Origin of the sequence: Agathobaculum sp. (assembly GCF_022775115.1) — a bacterium.
Lineage (GTDB): Bacteria > Bacillota > Clostridia > Oscillospirales > Butyricicoccaceae > Agathobaculum.
This window is the reverse complement of record NZ_JALFLA010000011.1, coordinates 26,236-49,317: the sequence shown is the minus strand read 5'-3', so window position 1 is coordinate 49,317 and position 23,082 is coordinate 26,236. Positions and strand designations below refer to the sequence as shown.

The following is a 23,082-nucleotide window of genomic DNA, read 5'->3' as shown; positions in this document are numbered from 1 at the left end:
CATTATGCAACATGTTATCGCATTCCCAAGGCTTGGGCTGGAGTTTACGCTTAACCGCGTGGCCTTCAGCCTGTTCGGCAAGGATATTTATTGGTACGGCATCATCATTTGCGCCGGTTTTCTGCTGGCCGTGTGGTATCTGAACACGCGCGTCAGCCAGTTTGGCTTTACGTCCGACCATCTGGTCGACTGCCTGCTGCTCTGCGTGCCCGCAGGGGTGATCGGCGCGCGCATCTACTATGTGGCGTTTGAATGGGATTATTACAGCCGCCATTTGGGAGAGATCATCGCCATCTGGCAGGGCGGTATCGCGGTGTACGGCTCGGTGATCGGCGTGGTGCTCGCGCTCTGGGGGTACAGCCGGTATAAAAAGCTGCCCCTTGGCGGCCTGTGCGATGTGGCCGCCCTCGGCCTGCTGATCGGCCAGTGCATCGGCCGCTGGGGCAATTTCGTCAACGGAGAGGCGTACGGCGGCGTGACCGGCCTGCCGTGGGGCATGACGATCGACGGCGCAAGTCCGGTTCACCCGACCTTTCTGTACGAGTCGCTGTGGAATCTGGCCGGCTTTGCGGCGCTGCATTCTTATTCTAAAAAGCGAAAATTCGAGGGTGAGCTGGCGCTGCTCTATGTCGCTTGGTACGGCCTTGGGCGCGCGTGGATCGAGGGACTGCGGACGGACAGCCTGTACCTCGGGCCGGTGCGCGTCTCGCAGCTGCTGGCGGCGGTAAGCTGCGCTGCGGCGGTGGCCGTGCTGGCGCGCAAGTACTGGCGCATCCGGGTCGCCAAGAAATTCGAGGTGCCGCGCCCCGCGTCCGCGCAGGACGGCGCGCCCCAAACCACGACAGACAGCAATAAGGAGGACAATACATGAGTGCGGTAAAAATGGACGGCAAGGCGCTTTCCGACAAGGTGCGCGGCAGCATTCTGGCCGAGACCGAAGCGCTGAAGCAGCGGGGTATCACGCCCGGCCTCGCGGTCATCATCGTCGGCAACGATCCGGCAAGTGAGATTTACGTCCGCAACAAGGAGAAGGCCTGCGCCGCATGCGGGTTTTACAGCGAAAAATACGCCCTGCCCGCCGAGACGACGCAGGACGAGCTGCTCGGCCTGATCGCGCAGCTCAATGAAAGCCCGCGCATATCGGGCATCCTGTGCCAGATGCCCGTGCCCGCGCATATCTCCGCGCAGGCCGTCATTGATGCAATCGACCCGCGCAAGGATGTGGATGCGTTCCATCCGGTCAACGTGGGCAAGATCATGGTAGGCGACTTTGACTTTGTACCCTGCACGCCCGCCGGTGTGATGGAGCTGCTTGCGGCGTATCAAATCGACCCGGCAGGCAAGGAGTGCGTCGTGATCGGCCGCTCGAACATCGTCGGCAAGCCGATGGCCATGCTGCTGCTGCACAAGCACGGCACGGTGACGCTGTGCCACAGCCGCACACAGGGCTTGGACGAGGTGTGCCGCCGCGCGGATATCCTGATCGCCGCAGTGGGCAAGGCGGGCTTTGTCACGCCCGATATGGTGAAGGACGGCGCAGTCGTCATCGACGTGGGCATCAACCGGAACGCGGCGGGCAAGGTCTGCGGCGACGTTGACCCTGCGGTGATGGAAAAGGCGTCCTACATGACCCCCGTGCCGGGCGGCGCGGGGCCGATGACCATCACCATGCTGATGAAAAACACGCTCAAGGCGGCGAAGCTGCAGAACGGACTGTGAGCCGCGTGGGCGCGGGGTGAAAACTTATCAAAAAACATGGTTTTTCGACCGCCGGAACATTGACCTTTCCGCACGGACATCCTATAATAAAAGCATTAACATCCGGGGAAGGAAGATCGACGATGGATATGAAGAAATTAGCCGGCAAAGAGGCGGCCGAATATGTGCAGGATGGCATGCTGGTCGGCCTTGGCACCGGCTCGACCGCCTACCACATGGTGAACGCTGTGGGCGAGCGCGTGAAGAACGGTCTGCGGATACAGGCCATACCGACCTCTAAGGCGACCGAGGAGCAGGCGCGCGCGCTGGGCATCCCACTGCTCGGCATAGATGAGATCGACCATGTCGATCTGTGCATCGACGGCGTGGACGAGATCGACCCCGCCTTTAACGCCATCAAGGGTGGCGGCGGCGCGCTGTACCGCGAAAAGGTGGTCGCGTCGCTCGCGCGCGAGGTGATTTGGATCATGGACGAGTCCAAGCTGGTCGACCAAATCGGCGCGTTCCCGCTGCCGGTCGAGATCGCGCAGTACGGCGCAAAGCAGGCCATTGCCAAAATGGAGGGATATGGCTGGAATCCGGTGCTGCGCGTCAGGGACGGCAAAACCTTTGTGACGGACAACGGCAACTTTATCGCTGATTTACAGCTTGGTGCGGGCTTTGCGATCGAGGATGTCAAGACCAAGCTCGACGGCATCGTCGGCGTGCTCGAGCACGGGCTGTTCCTCAATATGTGCAAGCGCATCCTCGTCGGCTGTGCGGACGGCACGGTCAAAACCATCGAAAACGAGAGCAAGTAACGCGGTCGCTGCGTTACCCGGGAGGTCGCCATTTATGGACTATCAACGTACACGGCGGAGAGAGCCGAGAAGACAGGCGGGCGTCAAGCTCAACTACCGCATGGCTTTGTGCGCCGCTGTGGCGGTCAGCCTGCTGCTGGCGGTACTGTTTCTTGTGCTGCTGCTCGGGCAGCGCGGCAAAAGCAAGACACTCGATGCGCAGCTCAAGGAGCTGACCGCGCAGGCGCAGACGCTCGAGGGCGAAAAGGCGCAGCTGCAGCAAACGCTGGACGGGCTGTATGCCTCGGCAATCGCGGCGCTGCCCGACCCGACGACAGCCAACACGCAGTCGTTGCCCGACCTCATTCCGCAGCTGACCGAGAGCATCTACATCGTGCGCCTGTCGGGCGGCTCGTATCAATATCTGAAGATACCGGCGGGCATCCTGACCGACCGGCTGCTTGCCTTCCGCGACGCGGAGGGATACACCGCCTCGGCCGAGACGGCCGCAGCCGAGTGGGATCTGTGGGTGCTGTACGCTGACCGGGTGATCGGTATGCAGACGGGCGGCGGAGACTACGGCTTTGTCAGCACCGACCGCACCGCCGCCGGCACAGCGTATACGCTGCCGGGCGGGTTTAACAACTTTGTTACCTCGCTCATTGCGTAAACAGGGCGGACACGACGAAAACGTGTCTGCGCGGTAAAAAATCAGGCGGCGCGGCCTTGACAAGCCCTGTCGCCTGTGTTATGCTATCAAAAGCCGCATTGTGCATTGGCTTTGTTAAGCGCGCCCGAAAACCGGCCGCCGCCGTGCCAAGCGTGACTCTATTATGAAAGAGAGGGAAAACCAAATGTATGCCATTTTGAAAACTGGCGGCAAGCAGTACAAGGTATCTGAGGGCGACGTGATCTACGTCGAGAAGCTCGGCGCGGAGGACGGCGCGACCGTTACCTTCGACGAGGTTCTGGCTGTGGGCGAGGGTGACACCATCACCGTCGGCGCTCCTTACGTTTCCGGCGCTGCCGTGACCGGCACGGTCGAGAAGACCGGCAAGGGCAAGAAGATCAATATCTTCAAGATGAAGCCCAAGAAGGGTTACCGCAAGCGTCAGGGTCATCGCCAGCCGTACACCAAGGTGACGATCGCGTCCATCAAGGCGTAAGGCTGTGACCCGTGTCACATTTTCGTCGCGGGGGGATATGCTCCTGTCGGTGGACATTCTCGGCCACGCGGGCTACGCGGAGGCGGGGGAGGACATCGTTTGCGCGGCGATCTCCAGCGCGGTCATGCTGACACACGCCCTGCTGTTTGACGTACAGAAGATCCCGGTGGATACCGTGATCGAGGACAACGGCGCACACATCCGCATCACGCTGCCGCAGGGCGGGGCGCTGACGCGCGGACAAGATGCGCTGCGGGCGCTCAGGCTGCATTTCACCGAGCTGGAGCAAAATTATTCCGATTTTCTAAACGTAATGGAGGTGCACGAAGATGCTGAAGATCAGTTTACAGTTTTTCGCCCATAAAAAGGGCGTAGGTTCGACTAAGAACGGCCGTGACTCCGAGGCCAAGCGTCTGGGCGTCAAGCGCGCGGACGGGCAGACCGTACCGGCCGGCAATATCCTCGTTCGTCAGCGCGGCACGAAGATCCATCCGGGTCTGAACGTTGGTCGCGGCAAGGACGACACCCTGTTTGCCAAGGTCGAGGGCGTAGTTCGCTTTGAGCGGCTGGGCAAGGATCGCAAGCAGGTTTCGGTTTATCCGCAGTAATAAAAAGCAAGCTGAAATCCCAGACTAAAGTCTGGGATTTTGCTTTAACCCACGGGAGGAGGCAAGCTGTGTTTATTGATGTTGCACAGATCAAGATCGTTTCGGGCAAGGGCGGCGACGGCAAGGTGGGCTTCCACCGCGAAAAGTATGTGGCCGCGGGCGGGCCGGACGGCGGCGACGGTGGCCGCGGCGGCTCGGTGATCTTCAAGGTGGACAGCAACCTGTCCACGCTGCTCGATTTTCGCTATAAGAAGAAATACGCAGCCGCGCCCGGCGAAAACGGCGGCAGCAAGCGCTGCAAGGGCAAGGACGGCGCCGACCTCATCATCCGCGTGCCGCGCGGTACACTCATCCGCGACCAAAAAACCGGGCAGATCATCAAGGATATGTCGGATAATGAACCATTTGTCGCGGCGAAGGGCGGCAATGGCGGCTGGGGCAACACGCATTTTGCCACGCCGACCCGACAGGCGCCGCGCTTTGCCAAGCCCGGTCAGCCGGGGATAGAGCGTGAGCTGACGCTCGAGCTGAAGCTGCTGGCCGATGTCGGGCTGGTCGGCTTTCCGAACGTCGGCAAGAGCACGCTGCTGAGCATGGTCTCCGCCGCGCGCCCCAAGATCGCAAACTACCATTTTACCACGCTGGTACCCAATCTCGGCGTGGTGTCCGTGGGCGAGGAGCAGAGCTTTGTCATGGCTGATATCCCGGGCATCATTGAGGGAGCGGCTGAGGGCGCGGGACTGGGACACGACTTTTTGCGTCACATTGACCGCTGCCGTCTGCTGCTGCATCTGGTGGATGCGGCGGGCAGCGAGGGACGTGACCCGTTGGACGACATCGAAAAGATCAACGCCGAGCTTGCCGGTTACAGCGAATTTTTAGCGGCACGGCCGCAGATCATTGTGGCCAACAAGACCGACCTGCTGGGCGGCGACAACGCGGCGGTGGACAGGCTTCGGCGCTATGCGGACGAGCACGGCATGCTGTTTGCCGCGCTGTCGGCGGCGACCAATCAGGGCGTGCACGAGCTGATGCGCCTGACATGGAGCGAGCTGCAAAAGCTGCCGCCCGTGTTCGTTTATGAGCCGGAGTTCGTCGAGATCGCGCCGGAAAGTGGTAAGCGCGACTGGAAGGTCGAAAAGGTCGAGGACTACTATGTGGTTTCAGGCGCGTGGGTGGATAAGATCATGGGCTCGGTCAACGTGGATGATTATGAATCCCGCCAATATATGGATCGGATGCTCAAAAACGAGGGCGTGTACGCACGGCTTGAGGAAATGGGCGTGCAGGAGGGCGATTTTGTCGTCATCGGCGATTTGGAATTTGAATATGTATATTAAGGCAGAAAAGCGGTGTGGCAAGTGGTTGCCGTGCCGCTTTTTTGTGCAGGAAAGAGGGCGCTTGCGGTTTTCCCGGAGACCTGGCGCGGTTAGACAAAAAACGCGGTCACGGCATGATAGAATGAAATTCCGCGCCGGGGCGATGGGCTGACCGGCGGTGCGCGCGGCGAAATACCACAAACGGAGGTGCCCGACACGGACACGGTAATGTACACACAAAACAGACAGACCGGGTGGGAGGAAGAAAGCGATGCGAAAGCGGGAATGGCCGCGCCGCCGGTTGCGCGGCCGGTGCAGCTTGCGGCAGGTGGCGTGGCCGTCCTGTATGCGCTGGATACGGGTGGAGCACCGGCTGCCGGCGCGGATGAGATCACATCGGTAAGCGGGGCGCTGGTGCTCAATAGCGCGGCGGTGCAGCTGGGCGAGTACGGCACGGTGCGTGAGCTGACCGAGAGCGAGCTGTACCGCTGGGCGGACGCGGGCAAATTCGACAGCATCGCGTACACGCAGCCGCTGCCCGTGGGCGAGGGGCGGTATACCATCCACCTGCGGCTGCAAAACGCAAGGGTCGGCATGGAGCAGATGGTCGTATTCACCGATCTTGGCGGCGGCGTTGCGCGGGTCGACCGGCTGTGGCGCACGATCGCCGATGTGCGCAGCGACGCGGGTTTGCCGGCCTTCGACCGGGCGGCACGGTACTTACTTTCCGAACAGACAAGATAAAAAGCGCCCGAGGGCGCTTTTTTCATGCGGTTGTATGCCGCTCAGCCGAGCTTTTCGCTGTTGATCAGACCGCGCGAGAGGGTCAGGAACAGGATCTTGATGTCAAACAGCAGGCTCCAGTTTTCAATATAGTAGATGTCATGCTCGATGCGCCCCTTGATGGAGGTATCGCCGCGGAAGCCGTTGACCTGCGCCCAGCCGGTGATGCCGGGGCGCACCTGATGCTTGACCATGTACAGCGGGACGCTCTCCTTGAACTGCTCGACAAAAAAGGGCAGCTCGGGACGGGGGCCGACAAGGCTCATCTCGCCCCGGAGCACGTTAAAGAACTGGGGCAGCTCGTCGATGGAGAATTTGCGGATGAACGCGCCGAACTTGGTCTTGCGCGGATCGGCGTTGGTGCTCCAGCCGGTGCTCTGCGTGTCGTTTACGCGCATCGAGCGGAATTTGTACATATAGAAGGGCTGCTTGTGCAGGCCGACGCGCTCCTGCTTGAACAGGATAGGGCCGGGGGAGGACAGTTTGACGCCAATGGCGGCAAACAGCATCAGCGGCGCGCTGAGCACGATCAGGCAGAGTGAGCCGACGATATCGACCACGCGCTTGACAAAGGCGTTGCCGATGTTGTCCAGCGGGATGCGGCGCAGATTGACGAGCGAGACGCTGCCGATCTCATCGATCTGCGGGCGCGCGGGCAGATATTTGTTGTAAAACGGGATCAGCGAGACCTTGACGCCGTCCTTCTCGCAGGCAGCGATAACGGGCGCGAGATAGTCGTACTCGGCGGCTTCGAGCGCGATGACGACCTCGTCCGGACGCACGCGCACCAGCGTGTGAGACAGCGCGGCGTAGCTGCCGAGGTAGCGCACGCCGGACAGCGTATCGCGCGGCGCGAGATAACCGGCCAGACAGTAGCCGAGGGCGGGGTTTTGCTGGAGCGCGGCCAGATACCCCCGGGCCTGTTCGCCGCAGCCAACCAGCAGCACATGCTTGAGATTGTAGCCTCGTTCGCGGAAGGTACGCAGCAGGCGGCGCAGCAGCCACCGTTTGAGTGTGATGCCGCAGGTGGCGATCAGAAAGAACGCGAGCAGCGTCCAGCGGGACAGGTGAAATTCCTTATAAATGAAGAAAAAAGCAAGGATAAGCAGAAACAGGATGGTGTTGCTGCGCAGCAGCAGGCTGAACTCAGTCAGAAAATTTTTCGAGCGGAAGGATTCGTATAGTCCCATCAGGCCGTAAAGCAGCCAGACAAAGGGCGCAAGGATAACGACCGCCCACAGGTAATAGGACAGGCCGATATGCCCGGGCTGTCCCTGGAACACATAAAAACGGAGGATATAGGCGAGCACCATCGAGGGGAAAAGCATCAGTACGTCGGTCAGTCCGTTGATCTGATTGAGGGTGCGCTGATTTTCTTTGATCAATTTCCGGATTCTCCCATCGTCATTTATTATGCAACAATATTCTATCATATTCGACGCGGGATGCCAACTAAAAGCTCGATTTGCCTTGACAAAAAGTGCGCTGTGGGTTAATATGCCAATAGATATTGTTTGGTTTTTGACGGTGTGCGCGGGCGGAAAGGGTCGCCTGCGTGCTTTTTTATGGAGGGGTGCGCGCGGATTGGCGGAGCGGACGGTCAAGATATTGTATATTGCGTCGACGTTTGGGCACTTGGCGGCCTTTCACCGGCCGTACCTGCGTTGGTTTGCCGCGCGGGGCTGTGAGGTGCACGCGGCGGCGGCGGGCGAGCCGGATACGCTCGACGGCGTGAGCCGGATGATCGCGCTGCCGTTTGAGAAAAGCATGGCTTCGCCGCGCAATCTGGCGGCGGCTGTGCGGCTGCGCCGCCTGCTGCGTGAGGAGGGCTATCAAATGCTCAGCCTGCACACTGCGCTGGCCGCGTTTTTTGCGAGGCTGGCTGTGCAGGGTATGGGCGCAAAGCGTCCATGCGTGATGAACACGGTGCACGGCTACCTGTTCGACGCGCACACGCCCCCGGCCAAGCGGGCGCTGCTGCTGGGCGCGGAAAAATGCACGGCGCGCGTGACCGATTATCTGCTGACGATGAACCGGCAGGATCGGGAGATCGCGGAGACGCACCGGCTGGGCCGACGGATATATGCCACCGATGGCATGGGCGTTGATTTCAGCCGCTTTCAGCCGGCTACGCCTGCGCAGCGGGCGGCGGCGCGCCGGTCGCTGGGCATACCGGAGGACGCTCTTGTGCTGGTATATGCGGCTGAGTTTTCGGGGCGGAAAAATCAAGCCATGCTGATCGACGCGATGACCGGACTGCCGGAAAACGTCTGGCTGCTGCTGCCCGGGCGTGGCGCGCTGCTCGAGGCGTGCAGCGCACGGGCAAAGGCGGGGCGCGCGGCGGCGCGCACGGTATTTCCGGGCTTTGTGCCCGATATGGAGCGGTGCTATCATGCGGCCGATGTGTGCGTGTCCGCCAGCCGCAGCGAGGGGCTGCCGTTTAATATCATGGAAGCGATGCACTGCGGTTTGCCGGTCGCGGCGACCGACGTGAAGGGACACGAGGATCTGCTGCGGGATACGGGAGCAGGACTGCTCTTTCCGCATGATGATACAGCGGCGCTCGCGCGCGCGGTGCGCGCGCTGGCGGCGGCGGACAGGCGGCGGGCGATGGGCGCGGCGGCGCACCGAAGTGTGCAGCGCTATGCGCTGGAAAGGGTCTTTCCGCAGCTGACCGGGCTGTATGCGCAGGCGCTTGACGGATGGCTGGAACAACAGGGAGGCAATGTATCATGAAAAAGAAAAGCAAGGACGCACGAGCGGCAAACAGCGCGCGGAACGTCCAACCCACGAAAACCGCAAAGGGCGGCACGCGGAGCATCCACAGCGCCCCGGAGAGCTGGCGGCTGTATATCGGCGTGACCGTGCTGGTGTTCGCGGCGATGATCGTCGCGCATATGGGCGGCTACATGGCCGAAAAAACGGGCGGTCTGATCGGCGCGGCGGTCGTTGCCGCGATGTTCACCATCGGGGCGGACCGGATGCGCCGCCTGATGACGCCGCTCGGCTTTGCGGTGCTGGCTTATATGCTGCTGGCAGGTGCGTCGACGCTGTACGCGCGCGCGGGTAAGTTTGCCATCGCGGAGTTTTCCTGTATGCTGATCGCCTTCGCGGTGTTCGCGGGCATCGTGCTGTACGCGAGGGAGAGCGACCGCGCCTTCCGTCGGGTGGCGGGTGTGCTGGCGGCGGCCGCCGCGCCGGTGGGCGTGCTTTCGATCGACGCGGCCTCGTGCAACATCCTGATGCGCCCCTTCCGCACGGTGCTGCTATTTCTGGACAGCGCGCATGACCCCGCCACCGGCACTGCTTTTTACGCGCGCCTGAATACCATTTTGGGTAATCCGAATACTTACGCGGGCTTGATGTCGATCGCCTGCCTGCTTTCGCTCTGGCTGGCGCTGACGGCCGAAAACCGCCGCTCGCGCATCCTGTGCGGTGTGCTGCTGACGATAAACGCGGTTTCCTACCTGCTGGCCTTTTCGATGGGCTCGCTGGGCATTTTTGTGCTGGCGGTGCTGCTGATGCTGGCGCTCTGCCCGGGAGAGCGGCGTGTCAGCCTGCTCCTGCTGCTGTTTCAGACGGCGGTGGTCGCGCTGGCAGTGGCGGCGGTGTCCGTGCGCGGCTTTGGCGACACGGTGACCGGCTCGCCGCTGCCCATGCTGGCGCTCGCCGGGGGCTGCGCCGTGTTCTGTCTGCTGGAGGAGTATGTGCGTGGCCGCGTGGCTGCCGCGCTGGAGGGCAGGGGACAGACGCTGCTCATCGCGGCGGCTGCGCTGGCTGCGCTGGTCGTCGGTTACCTGATCGCGGGGTTGACCGTGACGGGCGCGTTCACCTTTGGGCAGGAGAACGACGTGATGCGCACCGCCGACCTGCCTGCGGGCGAATACACGCTGTCGGTACGCGCATCCGCGCCGCTGCATGTGCGCGTGGCGTATAAGAACACCGGAAACCTTATCCAGAACAACGATACCGAGCTGGCCGTCGGCACGACCGACGCGCCCATCTCATTCACCGTGCCCGAGGACAGCCGCCTGACCTTTATCACCTTTGCCGGTGGCGCGCCGGGCGATGTGATCGAGTCGGCCAGCTACACCGGCGCGGCCGAGGGCAGCCTGAAGCTCGGCTACAAGCTGCTGCCCAACTTCATCGCCGACCGTATCCAAGACCTTTCGGCCAACGGCAACGTCGTGCAGCGCGGCGTATACCGGCAGGATGCCATCCGCCTGTGGAAAACCGCGCCGGTGTTCGGCCGCGGCCTTGGCGGTTTTGAAAACGGCGTTGTGTCCGTGCAGGACTATTATTATGAGACCAAGCATGCGCACAACCATTATGTGGAGGTGCTGTGCAACCTTGGTGTGCTCGGCCTGCTGTCTTATCTGGCGCTGCTGGGCACAGCGGTGTGGAGCCTGCTGGTCAGCCGCAAGACCAAGCCGCTGATGGTGACCGTGCTGGGCGCGTGCGTGCTGCAAATGTTCGGGCAGGCCGTCACCGACCTGACATGGTCGAGCGGCAGCTGCATGGTGATGTTCTTCGGTGTGCTGGCGATGATCGCGCTTTACTGCGGCGACACGCTGCGGGTCGGCGCGCCGAAAAAGAGCGGCGCGGTGCGCATACCGGTCATCGTGGTGTCGCTGGCGTTCGTCGTGCTGCTCGGCCTGAACCTGATCGCGCAATTCAAGCTGTACAGCGCCGACCTGACCATCGACGACCTCAAGACCGGTGCGTCGATCGACCTGTTTGAAAAGAACGACTATAAGCTGTCCTATCTGCTCTCGGGCGGCAGCGAGGCCGGCGTGGCCGACAAATACGCTGCCGACCTGCAAAAGGCCGAGTCCAATGCCATTGCGATCCCGTTGGCGCAGTATTATATCACCATCGGACAGTATGACGCGGCGCTCGACACGCTCGAGCACGGCGCGGCTTATATGCGCGCCGATGAGCAGGTCTGGCAGCAGCTGTTTGACCTGTACGAAACCATGCTTGACCCGGTGGGCAACATGGACGCGCTGCCGCTGCTCGGCCAGCCCGACCGCTATACCGCCCGCATGAAGGCGGGGTACGATAAGCTGTGCGCGGTAAACGCCCAGCAGCTTGACAACGTCAATCTGACCGCGCGCAACAACACCTTCCTCGGTAAGCTGCTCAAGGTATACGCGCTGTCCGGCGAAGAGCTGAACACCCAGCTTGCGGTGTTCTCGGGTATGGTGGCCGATACGGCCTATGCGCCCGACGTAAACGCTGACGGCGCGCCCGACTACGCGACTACCCTCGCGGGCGAGGTGACATGGCACGGCGATGGTTCGTTTACCGCCGTGACGGACAGCGTGGTCGTGCTTGACCTGACGGTGAAAAACGAGGGCGATTATGTGCTCTCGGTCACGGCGAGCGACCTTGCCGGCGTTTCCGCCGCGATAGACGGCGAGGCCGTGCCGCTGGACGCGGCGGGGCGCAGCCAGCCCATCGAGGAGTGGGGCGGCGGCAGCGACGCCGTCATCACCATTACCGTGCCCGCGGGCGTGACGGTGTCACACATCGGCTACGCCAAGGGCTAGCCCTCTCTCGGCGAAGCATACAACAACCGGGCTTTAGGCGGCGTGTACGTTTGGCACGCCGCCTAAATATTTCACGCAATATTACACCTGTGTTACGGAATCGGTCTTTGCCTTGACGGAAAAACAAAGCCGTGTTATGATTGAAACCGTAAAAAGGGCACTGCCCGAAAATCAAAAGGAGGAAAACACCCCATGAAGAATCTCAAGAAGGTTCTTGCACTGGTACTGGCGTTCGCTTGCGCGTTCACCATGTTTGCCGGTGCAGCATTCACGGATGCGGCGGACATCAAGACCGCTGACGCCGTGGATACTCTGGTTGCGCTGGGCGTTCTCGAGGGCTATCCCGATGGCTCTTTCCGTCCCGACGCTACCGTAACTCGTGCGGAGATGGCGAAGATGATCTACACCATCCGCACCGGCAAGTCCGACGCTTCGGCTTACAACGAGGACAAGACCACCTTTACCGACATCAACGGCCACTGGGCGCGCGGCTACATCAAGTACTGCCAGTCCCTGGGCATCATCGCCGGTAAGTCTGCTACCAAGTTTGACCCCGATGCTACTGTTACCACCCAGGAAGCTGCTAAGATGCTGCTCGTAACCCTCGGTTACAATGCAGAGCGCGCTGGTCTGGTTGGCGCTACTTGGGGCCAGAAGACCATCGCTCTGGCTGACGAGCACGGCCTGCTGAAGGACGTTACCAGCGGTACCACCGGCCCCGCTCCGCGTCAGTTCGCGGCGCAGCTGATGTACAACACCATCTTTGCGACCACCGTTGCTCTGCGTGATGGCGAGTACACCAAGTACGGCTACGACAACAGCCAGAATCCGACCGTTGGCGAGAAGTTCATGGACCTGCGCAAGGTTGACGCTGGCCAGCTGTACTCCGTAACCAAGGTTGACGGCAAGGATTACTACAGCATCAAGACCAGCAAGGGCGAGTTCAACAAGGTTCCGCTTGATATGTCCAGCCTGATCGGTCAGGAAATCAAGGTTCTGCAGAAGGCCGGCAACAACACCGACAAGAACTCTGTTTACGGCGTTTACGCATCTGAGGACTCCAAGGTTCTGGCGACCGGCTATGTTGGCCAGCTCGACTCTGTTAACGGCAGCACTGATAAGATCAAGCTGGCCGGCACCGAGTACAAGCTCAACGGCACCACCGCCACCAACATGATCTACACCGTTAACAAGGATTCCAGCGCGGTTGCGCTGCAGAATCTGGCGGGTCTGGTAACTAACGTGAGCGGCGTTGCCCGCACCCGCAACAACGCAGCGGCTCCGATCAAGCTGATCGACAACAACGGCGACGGCAAGGCTGATACCGCGGTTTACACCCCGGTTAAGATTGGCAAGGTGACCTCTGTTACCACCACTTCCGTTACCATCGACAATGGCGTTGGCACCAAGAAGTTCGCGGACGACACCATCTATGACGGTATCGCCAAGAACGACTACGTTTGCGTTGTCGACAGCGCTAACGTTGCCGAGGGCGGCTCTCACGTTACCAAGCTGGACGTAATCAACGCTAAGGTTGACGGCGAGCGCACCGGCGAGGCACGTGTTGATGGCACCTGGTACAAGCTGGCCTATGTGAATGGCAGCTATGTCTCTGCTCAGACCAACACCACCTATGACCTGGTCATCGTTGGCAACACCATCCTGTTCGCTGAGGAGACTCAGGCGAGCGTGCAGAACATCGCGTTTGTCGCTGAGATGAAGGGTGATGCTGAGAACCCGACGCTGGGCGGCGACAAAAACGTAACTCAGAAGGCTCGTCTGTATCTGGCTGACGGCACCGACCTCGGCGAGATCAAGGTATCCAAGGTTGCCGGCTCCAAGTTCAGCGTAGGTCTGAATGCGAATGACTACAACGGCAAGATGGTCACCTACACCAAGCTGAGCGACGGCACCTACGACATCAAGAAGGTAGGCACCGGCAATCTGGCTGGCAACGACAGCTATGTGGACGCTGGCACGGATCGCGATCCGAGCACTTCCATCAACAGCGTTTACTACGACTCCAAGATCAACGGCGTTTCCATCAACGAGGATGCTGTTGTCTTCGTTAAGACCGGCAAGGAGACCAAGATTCTGACCGGCAAGCAGGTCAAGGATTGGAGCAAGTCTGTTGCGCTCAACTTCACTGGCTCTTACCTGACCAAGGCCTCCAACGGCATTGACTACATCAAGGTAGCCGCTCTGGTAACCACTGATAATGACAATGTTCCGGGCTCTAAGGACACCCTGTACGCTTACGCGACCAAGAACGAGTACACCGCTACCGTTGACGGCGAGAGCAAGGCTGCTATCGACGTTTGGAACGGCACCGAGGTTGTTACCCTGTATGTTGATGCTACCTCGACTGGCGCTTCGGTCAAGTCCGGCGATCTGGTTTCCTACAAGGTGAACGGCAAGTTCATCGATACCGTTTCGACCACTTCCTTCGAGGCTTCTGTGCTTGGCTTCGACGGCAAGGCTGAGGGCGAGATCAAGGTTCAGGATAAGGATGGCAAGACGACCAATACCTACACCCTGTCCAAGGACGTTGTCGTTCTGACGGTTGATGACAAGAACAACAACGGCGTTGCTGGCGCTTCCATCGGCAGCATCGTTGAGGCTGGCTACAATGCCGCTGGCACTGCCCGCATCCCGAACATCATGTTCCGTCTGGGCACTGGCGACGATGCCAACAAGGTTGTTGCGATTGTTATCGATTCCGAGAACAATCAGCTGGCCTAAATCATCCGCAAAACCATATCCGGTTTCGGATATGGGAAAACCCCCGGACATTTGTCCGGGGGTTTTTTGCGCTACACAATGGCTACATAGTGGTAGGTATAGGCAGGGGCATTGGTTTGCAGGTTGTAGGTGTTGCCGCCATTGGTAACGGTAAAACCGTTAGGCACGATTTCGACCGCGTTATATGTATCGTTGTACACTGTAAGCGGCGCGCCGGTAACCGCAAGCCCCCCATAAATTCTGCTATTGTGATAAACCATGCCAAATGATGTGCAGACAAACACCATTTTTGGCGTTTTGGCAAGGTAAATGAAGCGGTTTTGCGTGCCGTCGCCCTTGTAAGTGCCAACGCATACCTCGCACTTGGCGTTGGTCAGGTTGAGTATCTGGCTGTTCATCGCGGCGTCGGCTGATTGGCGGGCGGCGGCCTCGGCGGCATCGGCTGATTGGCGGGCAGTGGCTTCGGCGGTGTCGGTCTGCGTGCGGGCGGCGGTTTCGTTTGCGGCGGCAGTCTCGATGGCGGTCAGGCGGTCGCGCACGTCCTGCGCGAGCTTATCACCCGTGACAGAGCCGCTCGGTATGCTGCCCAGCACGGCCGCGCTGACCTGCTTCTGCACGTTTTCGACCGCTGCCTGCACTGTGCCGGCAGGCACGCCCGCCGAGGGCGTAAAGCCAAGGTTTGCCGCCGCGTCCGCTTGCGCGAAGGCATCGCAAAGGTTGTTGTGCGCCTGCCGCAGCTGCTCGGGCGAGGAGTCGAAATACCGCTTCAGCTCGCCGGGCGTCATTTTGGGTTGGTCGGGCAGGTTGATGATCTGCTTGTCAAAGGCTGTGAGCTTATGCTCGCTGAATCCCATGAAAACCTCCTTTTTGTCACCGTGGGGCGGCGTGCGCGTCTCCGCTGACCCGTGCGGATACGCGCGCTGTGTGGCCGCGCCCGTTTTTTCATCAAACGGGAAAGGTAAGCGAATATTAGAATAGCGCAAACGCAAAAAAACGCAAGGGCAAATATTTGCCCTTGCGTTTTTGGTAAAAAGCTGCTGTCAGCCGCCTATTTTGCTATTTTGCGCGGATTGGCCTTGGAATAAAACGTGCCGGGCGGCATGCGGCAGGCCATGGCCGCCTGCTTGAGTGTCAGCTCCTTGTTGCGCCATGCCCGGCATACTGCGTAGAAATTCTCCGGCAGCGGCCGGGGCGGGCGGCCAAACCGTATGCCCCGCGCTTTTGCCGCCTCGATGCCCTCGGCCTGCCGCTGGCGGATGCTCATGCGCTCATTCTCGGCAACGAAGGACAGGACTTGCAGCACGATATCGCTCAGAAACGCGCCCATCAGATCCTTGCCGCGCCGGGTGTCCAGCAGCGGCATATCAATCACGACGATGTCAACGCCCTTATCTCGGGTCAAAATGCGCCACTGGTCGAGTATTTCGGCGTAGTTGCGCCCCAAGCGGTCAATGCTTTTGATGTATAGCACATCGTCCTTTTTGAGCTTGCGCACCAGTTGGCAGTATTGCGGGCGCTCAAAATCCTTGCCTGACTGCTTGTCCATAAAAATATTCTGGCGCGGCACGGGCAGCGCGCGTAGCGCAAGTAGCTGCCGCTCCTCGTTTTGCTCCCTCGTGCTGACGCGGACATAGCCATAGTTGTTCATTTCTTTACCTCTCTCTGTCGTTAATGGTTTCCTGATAACCGTAACACAGAGGGGCGGCAGTCGCCAAGAATGGTTAACTATTGGGCATGTATTATTTTAGTATAATAATATTTTTATTCCATTTTATTATCTAATATGATATACTATGTATGCAAATAGCAGTTGCTGGAAACCAAGCGATAAAATGAAAATCCACGCAATGCTTGCGCAAATCGAAGGCTGTAAATGGGAGAGGCGGCAGATGAGCGCTTCTGCGGGCACGTCAGTCCGGGGTGACACCTGTCGGCCGTTCATGCGAGCAGCTTTCGCAGCAGGATGGAAAAAGACGCGGCCGGCTGCTGCGCCTTTAACCGTAATTTTATTGTAGGAGGATGACATCATGTATTACAGGCGCGGTATCAGCGCGCTGCTGGCAGCATCATTGCTTCTGACGACCCCCGTGACTGCGTTGGCAGCAGGGCCACAGCAGCAAACATCGGTTAGAGGTGGTATTTCAGCCACAGTGCGTATCGACTATGCACAAAGCCTTGCCGCATTGGGTAAGCACAAGGTGCAGGCCGAGCTGCTGCAAGGCGGAAACAGTCTGGGCATCGTGCCGCTGGATAGCCAGCAGGAGACCCAGCTCAGTGGAGGATATCCCGTGGCGGTCGCGCTGCGCAATGCGGATGGCGGTGACTTGGGGGGCGGCGTATGGCCGGGGTATATTGATTTGAAGGTTGCTCAGCTGCCGCAGGGAACCTACACGCTGCGCTTCACGGGAGAGGGCTACTGTACTTATGAGCAGCAGATCGAGCTAAGCGGCTACGCGCAGCATGTTATTTTGGGCACGGGCGACCAGACCTTCACACTCGGTGATGTCAACGGCGACAATCAAGTGGATGAGGCTGACCGAACCGCGCTCTCGGCTGCACTGGGCAGCACGGATGACCGCTATGACCTGAACGGCGACGGCGTGGTCGATATCATTGATTTGTCATACATCGGGCGCCATTTGAAGGCCGAGGGTGAAGCGCAGGTGCTTGATACCGCGCTGCTGGCACCGCCGCTCCAAGCGGAAGAAATGGATCGCGCGCTGACCGCGGCTGGGATTGAGGTGGTAAGCGCCGCAAACGATCAGGCGGCTTCGCTTGCTGATGTGATCGCGCAGAATCAGCCGGTCGTTGTGCGGTCGAGCGCGGATAAAATTGATCTGCCGATCGCGTTCAGCGGTTCGGTCGAGATGCAGCAGCTGGAGCTGGCCACGCCCGTGGGCGCGGGCGAGATCGCTTCGGGCGAGGTGACTGTTGCATATGAGGATGGCAGCACCGAGACGATCGCCTTCGACCAAAATATGCCCGAGGGCTTGCATGCCACCGGCCGCACACCGGGCGTCAGCGTGGTCAAGATTGATTTGGGCAAACGTGTACCGGTCAAGAAGATCACCATTTCGGTCAATATGACAGAGTCCGGCTATGTCGCAATCGAATCCATCCAATTCCTCAAGGATATCGTGCCTGAAAATCCGGTGCAGCTCTATAATCGGGTGCGCGGCCTGCAGGCTGTGGAGGGTGACGAGAAAGTAACGCTTAAGTGGGGTGAATTGCCCAATGTAAGCGGTTATAAGGTTGAGTACTGGGAGGACGGCAGCGCGGATAAGCAGGAGCGTACGGTTGCTGTTTCCACAGCAGAAATCACGGGGCTGGAAAACCTTACGCAGTATTTCTTTACCGTGACCCCGGTTGACGGCAGCTGGCAGGGTATGCCCTCCGATCCCATCTCGGCTACGCCGCGTCCCGCATCTGCGCCGCCCGCGCCGGATATGCTGGTGATCACCGAGCAGGATGCTTCGCTGGCCTTGTCGTGGAAAAAAACCGAGGGTGCGACCTATTACGAGATTTACTATGCCGAGCAGGGCAGCACGAGCTTTACACAGTTCGGTCAGCAGCAAGCCGGAACGAGTGCAGTGATCACCGGCCTTGTGGGTGGTACGACCTATCAAGTCTATGTTGTTGCAGGCAACGATATCGGCAAGAGCGCGCCGTCAAAGATATCGACCGGTACGCCCAAGGTGGTGCTGTATGAGCGCCCGGCAGGCATTCCGGCCCGTGGTGTCCTCGACCACACAGTGATCGACAGCATCAGACTGGAAGTTCCCAACAGCTATTCCGGGCGTGAGCACGCGGGCACAGGCTTCCAGCCTGCTTGGATGGCTGACGGAGACTATTCGACCCATTGGACGAGCCAGTCCTACGGGGACGGCAACTTTACACTCAGCAAGAAGGTCATTGCCACCTTTAAGGAGCCGCAGGATCTGAGCAGCGTGATTTGGGTGCCGCGGCTGGATGGCAGCTACCGCAGCAACCTGCGCGTGTACACCGTGACCGTGTGGCGCGAGGGTGACGATCTGAACGGCGCAGGCACCATGCTGGTACCTGACCCGGCGCGCGGCGGCAGCAGCAGCGCGGTGACATGGAAGAGCGTCAAGGGCAATCCGTCTGCAACCGGTTTTGCCGTGCTGCCCTTCGAGCCGGTGACCGGTGTCACCCAGATCGCGGTTACGATCGAGCAGGTGGGTTATTCTGCGGTCAGCCTGTCCGAGCTGTTATTCCTGCAATACGATCCGGCCAATGATTTGCAGGCGCAGATCGACGCGCTGTTTGCCGATGGGCTGCACACGACGCTGGCTGCCGGTGTCAATGAAGCGCAGATCGACGCGCTCGAGGCGCGTCTGAACAGCGACGAGAGGGAGTATTATCTCTATCCCACTGTGATGGCTGATGAACTGGCGCTTGCGCGTGAGCTGCTTACCGGTCAGAGCAGCGGCGTGCTGCTCGATGGCATTGCTTCGCGCAGTACAGCCGCCGATCAGCAAAAGTACGGCCAGAGCGGCAGTGATTTGCAGCCGCTGGGCGTGGCAGCCAAGGCGGGCGATCAGGTGGTCGTCTACGTCTCGGGTATCCCGGACGGCGAGCGCGTCATGGCCTACGCGACGCAGTATAATGCGGAGGCTTCCGCATGGAAGGCTGAACTGGGCAGGCTGGAAAACGGACGGAATGTTCTGACCGTGCCGCGTATTGGCGGCCAGAATACACCGCGCGGCGGCAGCCTGTACCTGAGCTACGACGGAGCAGCGCCCGAGGGCATCAAGCTGCATGTGCGCGGTGCGACCGACATCCCGGTGCTTGAGCTAGGCGGCTGGTATAAGATGCACGAGGATGCGCGCCGTGCGGCAATCAACGCTTATGTGGACGAACTGGCCGCTTATACGGCCAAGATCGGCGCAAATGGCCGTGAGACCAACTGTCTGAACGTTACCGAGATCTCGATGCCGACGGTACTGCTGTCCATCCCGGCTACCTCGGTGCAGGATAACAGCGGTCAAACCAGCGCAGAGCGCGTCGAGACGCTGTACCAGAACACACTGGCGTGGGAGCAGCTCATGCACATCGCAAACACCACGCAGGGCATTGACAATACGCTCGAAAAGGGCGATATGCAGAGCCGTCAGAACGTGCGGTATATGCAAATGTTTGCCGGAGCGTTCATGTACGCTGCGGGCAGCCATATCGGCATTGGCTTTGGCTCGTGCGGCGGCATGGTTGTCGGCAAGCCGGTCGAAACAATGGAGGCTGGTGCGACGGCCAACCGGCTGTTTGGTTGGGGTATCGCGCACGAGGTCGGCCACAACATGGATAAGCTTGGTAAGGCTGAAATCACCAACAACCTGTACGCGCTGATGATCCAGACCTACGATGGACAGCAGAACACGCTGCCCTCTCGTTTGGAAAGTGGCTACGACCAGATTTTCACGCGCGTGGCTGAGGCGCAGCCGGGCATGTCCAACAATGTATTTGTACAGCTTGGTCTGTACTGGCAGCTGCATTTGGCCTATGATGAAGCAGACAAGCCGCTTGACTTCTATAACCGCTTCTTCAAGCTCTGGAAGTCGGGCGCGGTGACTGCTGAGTCAAGCGACGACCGCTTCGCGCTTGTCGCGGCGGAGACGGCAGATGCAGACCTGACCGAATTCCTGACCCGCTGGGGTATGCGGCTGAGCGAGGAGACCAAGCAAAAGCTTGCCGCGTACCCTGCAGAGTCTCGTGCCATCTGGTATTTGAACGACCAGAGCCGCCGGGATCGTCTGGCGAACGTGCAGCCGGCCTCCGGCAGCCTGACGGCCGACGCCGTACTGACCGGCGATAATCAGATCGAAGTGACCATTGCACCGAGCATCACAGGCAATGTGCAGGGCTATGAGATCCGCCGGGGTGGCAAATCCATTGCGTTTACAAGCGAGACTACCTATACAGACGTGATTTCCTCGGCCAACCACCGCACCTACACATATGAGGTCGTGGCCTATGACACGCTGGGCAACCAGATTGCAAGCGCCGATACAGCCGAGGTGCGCGTGGCCTATGATAAGACCGTGCCTGCCGACACCTACACGCTGACGCGCGAGGGCACGACCGTTACGCTGACGTTGCAGGAGGAAACTGCGGTTTCCGGCATTAGGCTGAGCGGGGTCGACCGTCCCACAAGCGGCGACTTTACCGTTACCGTGACCGACGGCGAGGGTGTAGAGCACACCGCACGCGCAGGTGCATTCGATCAGGGCAATCAGGCGGTTGATGACCAAGACAGCTACCTGACCTACTTTAACAAGCCGGGTACGACCAGCGTGGATACGCGCATCTGGACATATGACGCTAAGGTTGTAACAATCACCGGTGTACCGGAGAGCATGGAGGCTAGTGCCATTGCGCTCATCAGCTACGCGGGAGATGACGTTGCGCTGCTGGAGGAGGGCGGTGTTGGCCGCCTGTCCGCAGAGTATCGCTACGGCGATGGGGCCGATGATGTCATTCCGGCAGGCACGCTCATCATCACGGGCACCTATCGCGGTGATCCGGTTTACGGCACGATAAAGGTCAAGGGCGACTTCACGAAGACATCGGTCGATGGCGAAACCACGAGTGAGCAGCGCTACCTTGACGGTTATACCCTGCTGTTGGCCGAGATACCGGAGGATCAGCAGGTAAGCGATATCAGCGACGGCCTCTTCATCTTTGTGCCGAACGTACAACATGAGGCCGAGCTGCAGGGAGAGACTCACTGTGATGGTGAGAATCTGCTGCCCAGCCGCATCAAGGCTGAGTTCTCGCGCACGGATGATCCAACGTCTCCTGACAGCCAACGTGTGACAGCCGAAACGCTCTGGACGCATACGCCGGGAGGCCACGAGCTGCCTGAGATCGTTCTGGAGGTGAGCGAATGAGCAAGCTATGCAAAAAGCTGCCCATTCTGCTGCTCGCATTATCCGTACTGTGCATGCCGCGTGCCGCGGCTGCACAGTACACACTGCGCGCACAGGTGGACGCGCAAGGCAAGGCTTCGCTTGAGTTGAGCGGCATAGCTTACTCTGTATACGCCTTGCAGCTCGAGTTAACACTGCCCGGACAGTATCAGGCGGTCACTTACACGCCGTCGGTCGCCGGGGCTTACAGCCCGGGGGCGCGCGTCACGGCGGACGGTGCACAGACACGGGTGACGATTTATCTGGATTCACAGGCGCCGATGAACGAGGGCGATACGCTGGCGGTGGGTGTGCTGTCGGCAGAACGTGCGCTCAAGCTGCCGGACACCGGCAAGCTGACCTTGCTTGGCCGTGACCTGAAGCCGCTGGCTGATGCAAATGGCACGACGGTCACGCTGTCGGGCGATTTGAGCAATTCCAATACTTCAGACAGTTCTGACGACGGCTCCAACACACAGGAAACCACCTATGGCGTGTCTGTTAGCACGGCAGCAGGCGGCACAGTAACGGCTTCGCCGGGCAATGCGCGCCCAGGCGCGACGGTCAAGCTGACAGTCAAGCCAAAACAGGGCTATCAGCTGGATACCTTGCAAGTCAAGACAAAGAGCGGTCAGACTGTGCAGGCCACGCGGCATGATGACGGCACATACAGCTTCGTGATGCCGGGGGCGGCTGTCAAGATCGAGGCAGTTTTTATCCCAGTGGATGAGACACACGCAGCTAGCCTGCCTTTTGGCGATGTTGCGCAGGATGACTGGTTCCATGACGCGGTGCGCTTTGTCTACGCGCAGGGCATGATGTCGGGCACAGATAAGGATACGTTCTCGCCCGGGGAAAAGACAACACGCGGTATGTTGGTTACGGTGCTGTACCGCCTGGAGGGCAGTCCGGAGGCCGGGGCGTCGCGCTTTACCGATGTGCCTGCTTCGATGTACTATGCGGGGTCTGTTGCATGGGCGGCAGAACACGGTATGGTTTCCGGCTACGGAAACGGGCGGTTTGGCGCGGATGATTTGATCACGCGCGAGCAGTTGGCCTCCATTCTGTTCCGTTATGCGCAGTATAAGGGGTATGATACAGCGGGTGTAGGCGAACTGAGTGCTTTTGCAGATGCGAGCGCGGTGTCGCCTTACGCGGATGAGGCTGTGCGTTGGGCAGTGGGCAGCGGCCTGATCGGCGGCAAGGGCGGCGGTATTTTGGATCCCGGCGCCGGTGCCACGCGCGCCGAGATGGCCGCAGTGCTGATGCGCTTTTGTGAGCAGCTTTCAGCATAACGGCTCCTCTGTATGGAGCGATAGACTGGAAGATATCAGTCAGATGAATAGGGCGGCCTTGCTCCTGTTTTCCAAATGCTGGATCTGCAAATATGACTTGTAGCCAAAGTATCACGTATTCCTTTTTTATCTGAATCAGAGCATTGGGATCCCCGCTGTTTCGCATTTTTAGTGCAAGATAATGGTGAAACGGGCG

The 23,082-nt window shown here is 59.9% G+C and carries 17 protein-coding genes; 14 read left to right on the top strand and 3 right to left on the bottom strand.

Annotated features, from left to right (window positions below; all coding sequences use genetic code 11):
• Positions 1–4: 4 nt before the first annotated feature.
• From lgt to MR935_RS01510, 9 genes are all read left to right on the top strand, one after another.
• Positions 5–871, top strand: coding sequence for a prolipoprotein diacylglyceryl transferase (lgt, locus tag MR935_RS01550; protein WP_290570424.1), 867 nt, complete (start codon positions 5–7; stop codon positions 869–871).
• A complete protein-coding gene (folD, locus tag MR935_RS01545; protein WP_290570422.1) occupies positions 868–1,719 on the top strand; it encodes a bifunctional methylenetetrahydrofolate dehydrogenase/methenyltetrahydrofolate cyclohydrolase FolD in 852 nt (283 codons plus the stop codon). Before lgt ends, folD begins: the two co-directional genes overlap by 4 nt.
• A gap of 128 nt (positions 1,720–1,847) precedes the next feature.
• A complete protein-coding gene (gene rpiA, locus MR935_RS01540; RefSeq protein ID WP_320767021.1) occupies positions 1,848–2,519 on the top strand; it encodes a ribose-5-phosphate isomerase RpiA in 672 nt (223 codons plus the stop codon).
• Between the two features lie 34 nt (positions 2,520–2,553).
• A complete protein-coding gene (locus MR935_RS01535) occupies positions 2,554–3,168 on the top strand; it encodes a hypothetical protein (protein ID WP_290570418.1) in 615 nt (204 codons plus the stop codon).
• Between the two features lie 184 nt (positions 3,169–3,352).
• Positions 3,353–3,664: a 50S ribosomal protein L21 gene (rplU, locus tag MR935_RS01530; protein ID WP_290570417.1), complete on the top strand. Its 312-nt coding sequence runs from the start codon at positions 3,353–3,355 to the stop codon at positions 3,662–3,664.
• Positions 3,665–3,668: 4 nt separating this feature from the next.
• A complete protein-coding gene (locus MR935_RS01525; RefSeq protein WP_290570416.1) occupies positions 3,669–4,028 on the top strand; it encodes a ribosomal-processing cysteine protease Prp in 360 nt (119 codons plus the stop codon).
• A complete protein-coding gene (rpmA, locus tag MR935_RS01520) occupies positions 3,994–4,272 on the top strand; it encodes a 50S ribosomal protein L27 (RefSeq protein WP_031476960.1) in 279 nt (92 codons plus the stop codon). Before MR935_RS01525 ends, rpmA begins: the two co-directional genes overlap by 35 nt.
• Before the next feature lie 68 nt (positions 4,273–4,340).
• The gene (gene obgE, locus MR935_RS01515; protein ID WP_290570414.1) at positions 4,341–5,612 is read left to right on the top strand and encodes a GTPase ObgE; all 1,272 of its coding nucleotides are present in this window, start codon (positions 4,341–4,343) and stop codon (positions 5,610–5,612) included.
• 207 nt (positions 5,613–5,819) lie between these two features.
• Positions 5,820–6,335 (top strand): hypothetical protein, encoded by a 516-nt coding sequence (locus MR935_RS01510; protein WP_290570412.1) that lies wholly within the window; start codon positions 5,820–5,822, stop codon positions 6,333–6,335.
• Positions 6,336–6,376: 41 nt separating this feature from the next.
• Here the strand turns inward: MR935_RS01510 and MR935_RS01505 are convergent, their stop codons facing one another.
• On the bottom strand, positions 6,377–7,759 hold the full coding sequence (locus MR935_RS01505; protein ID WP_290570410.1) for an undecaprenyl-phosphate glucose phosphotransferase: 1,383 nt from the start codon (positions 7,757–7,759) through the stop codon (positions 6,377–6,379).
• Between the two features lie 199 nt (positions 7,760–7,958).
• Here MR935_RS01505 and MR935_RS01500 point away from each other — a divergent pair, with 199 nt between their 5' ends.
• From MR935_RS01500 to MR935_RS01490, 3 genes are all read left to right on the top strand, one after another.
• Entirely contained in the window at positions 7,959–9,110 is a 1,152-nt protein-coding gene (locus tag MR935_RS01500; protein WP_290570408.1) for a glycosyltransferase, read from the top strand.
• Entirely contained in the window at positions 9,107–11,926 is a 2,820-nt protein-coding gene (locus tag MR935_RS01495) for an O-antigen ligase family protein (RefSeq protein ID WP_290570407.1), read from the top strand. The genes MR935_RS01500 and MR935_RS01495 overlap by 4 nt, the downstream gene beginning before the upstream one ends.
• A 192-nt stretch (positions 11,927–12,118) precedes the next feature.
• Positions 12,119–14,668, top strand: a complete 2,550-nt coding sequence (locus MR935_RS01490; protein ID WP_290570405.1) for an S-layer homology domain-containing protein — start codon at positions 12,119–12,121, stop codon at positions 14,666–14,668.
• Between the two features lie 71 nt (positions 14,669–14,739).
• Here MR935_RS01490 and MR935_RS01485 read toward each other — a convergent pair whose 3' ends face one another.
• Complete coding sequence (locus MR935_RS01485; RefSeq protein WP_290570404.1) at positions 14,740–15,522, bottom strand: hypothetical protein; 783 nt, start codon at positions 15,520–15,522, stop codon at positions 14,740–14,742.
• A 194-nt stretch (positions 15,523–15,716) separates the two neighbouring features.
• On the bottom strand, positions 15,717–16,316 hold the full coding sequence (locus MR935_RS01480; protein ID WP_290570403.1) for a recombinase family protein: 600 nt from the start codon (positions 16,314–16,316) through the stop codon (positions 15,717–15,719).
• 379 nt (positions 16,317–16,695) lie between these two features.
• Here MR935_RS01480 and MR935_RS01475 point away from each other — a divergent pair, with 379 nt between their 5' ends.
• Together MR935_RS01475 and MR935_RS01470 are read left to right on the top strand one after the other, a co-directional pair.
• Positions 16,696–21,573 carry a fibronectin type III domain-containing protein gene (locus MR935_RS01475; protein ID WP_290570402.1) on the top strand — a complete coding sequence of 1,626 codons (4,878 nt, stop codon included), beginning with the start codon at positions 16,696–16,698 and terminating at the stop codon, positions 21,571–21,573.
• Complete coding sequence (locus tag MR935_RS01470; protein ID WP_290570401.1) at positions 21,570–22,886, top strand: S-layer homology domain-containing protein; 1,317 nt, start codon at positions 21,570–21,572, stop codon at positions 22,884–22,886. The genes MR935_RS01475 and MR935_RS01470 overlap by 4 nt, the downstream gene beginning before the upstream one ends.
• Positions 22,887–23,082 lie beyond the last annotated feature (196 nt).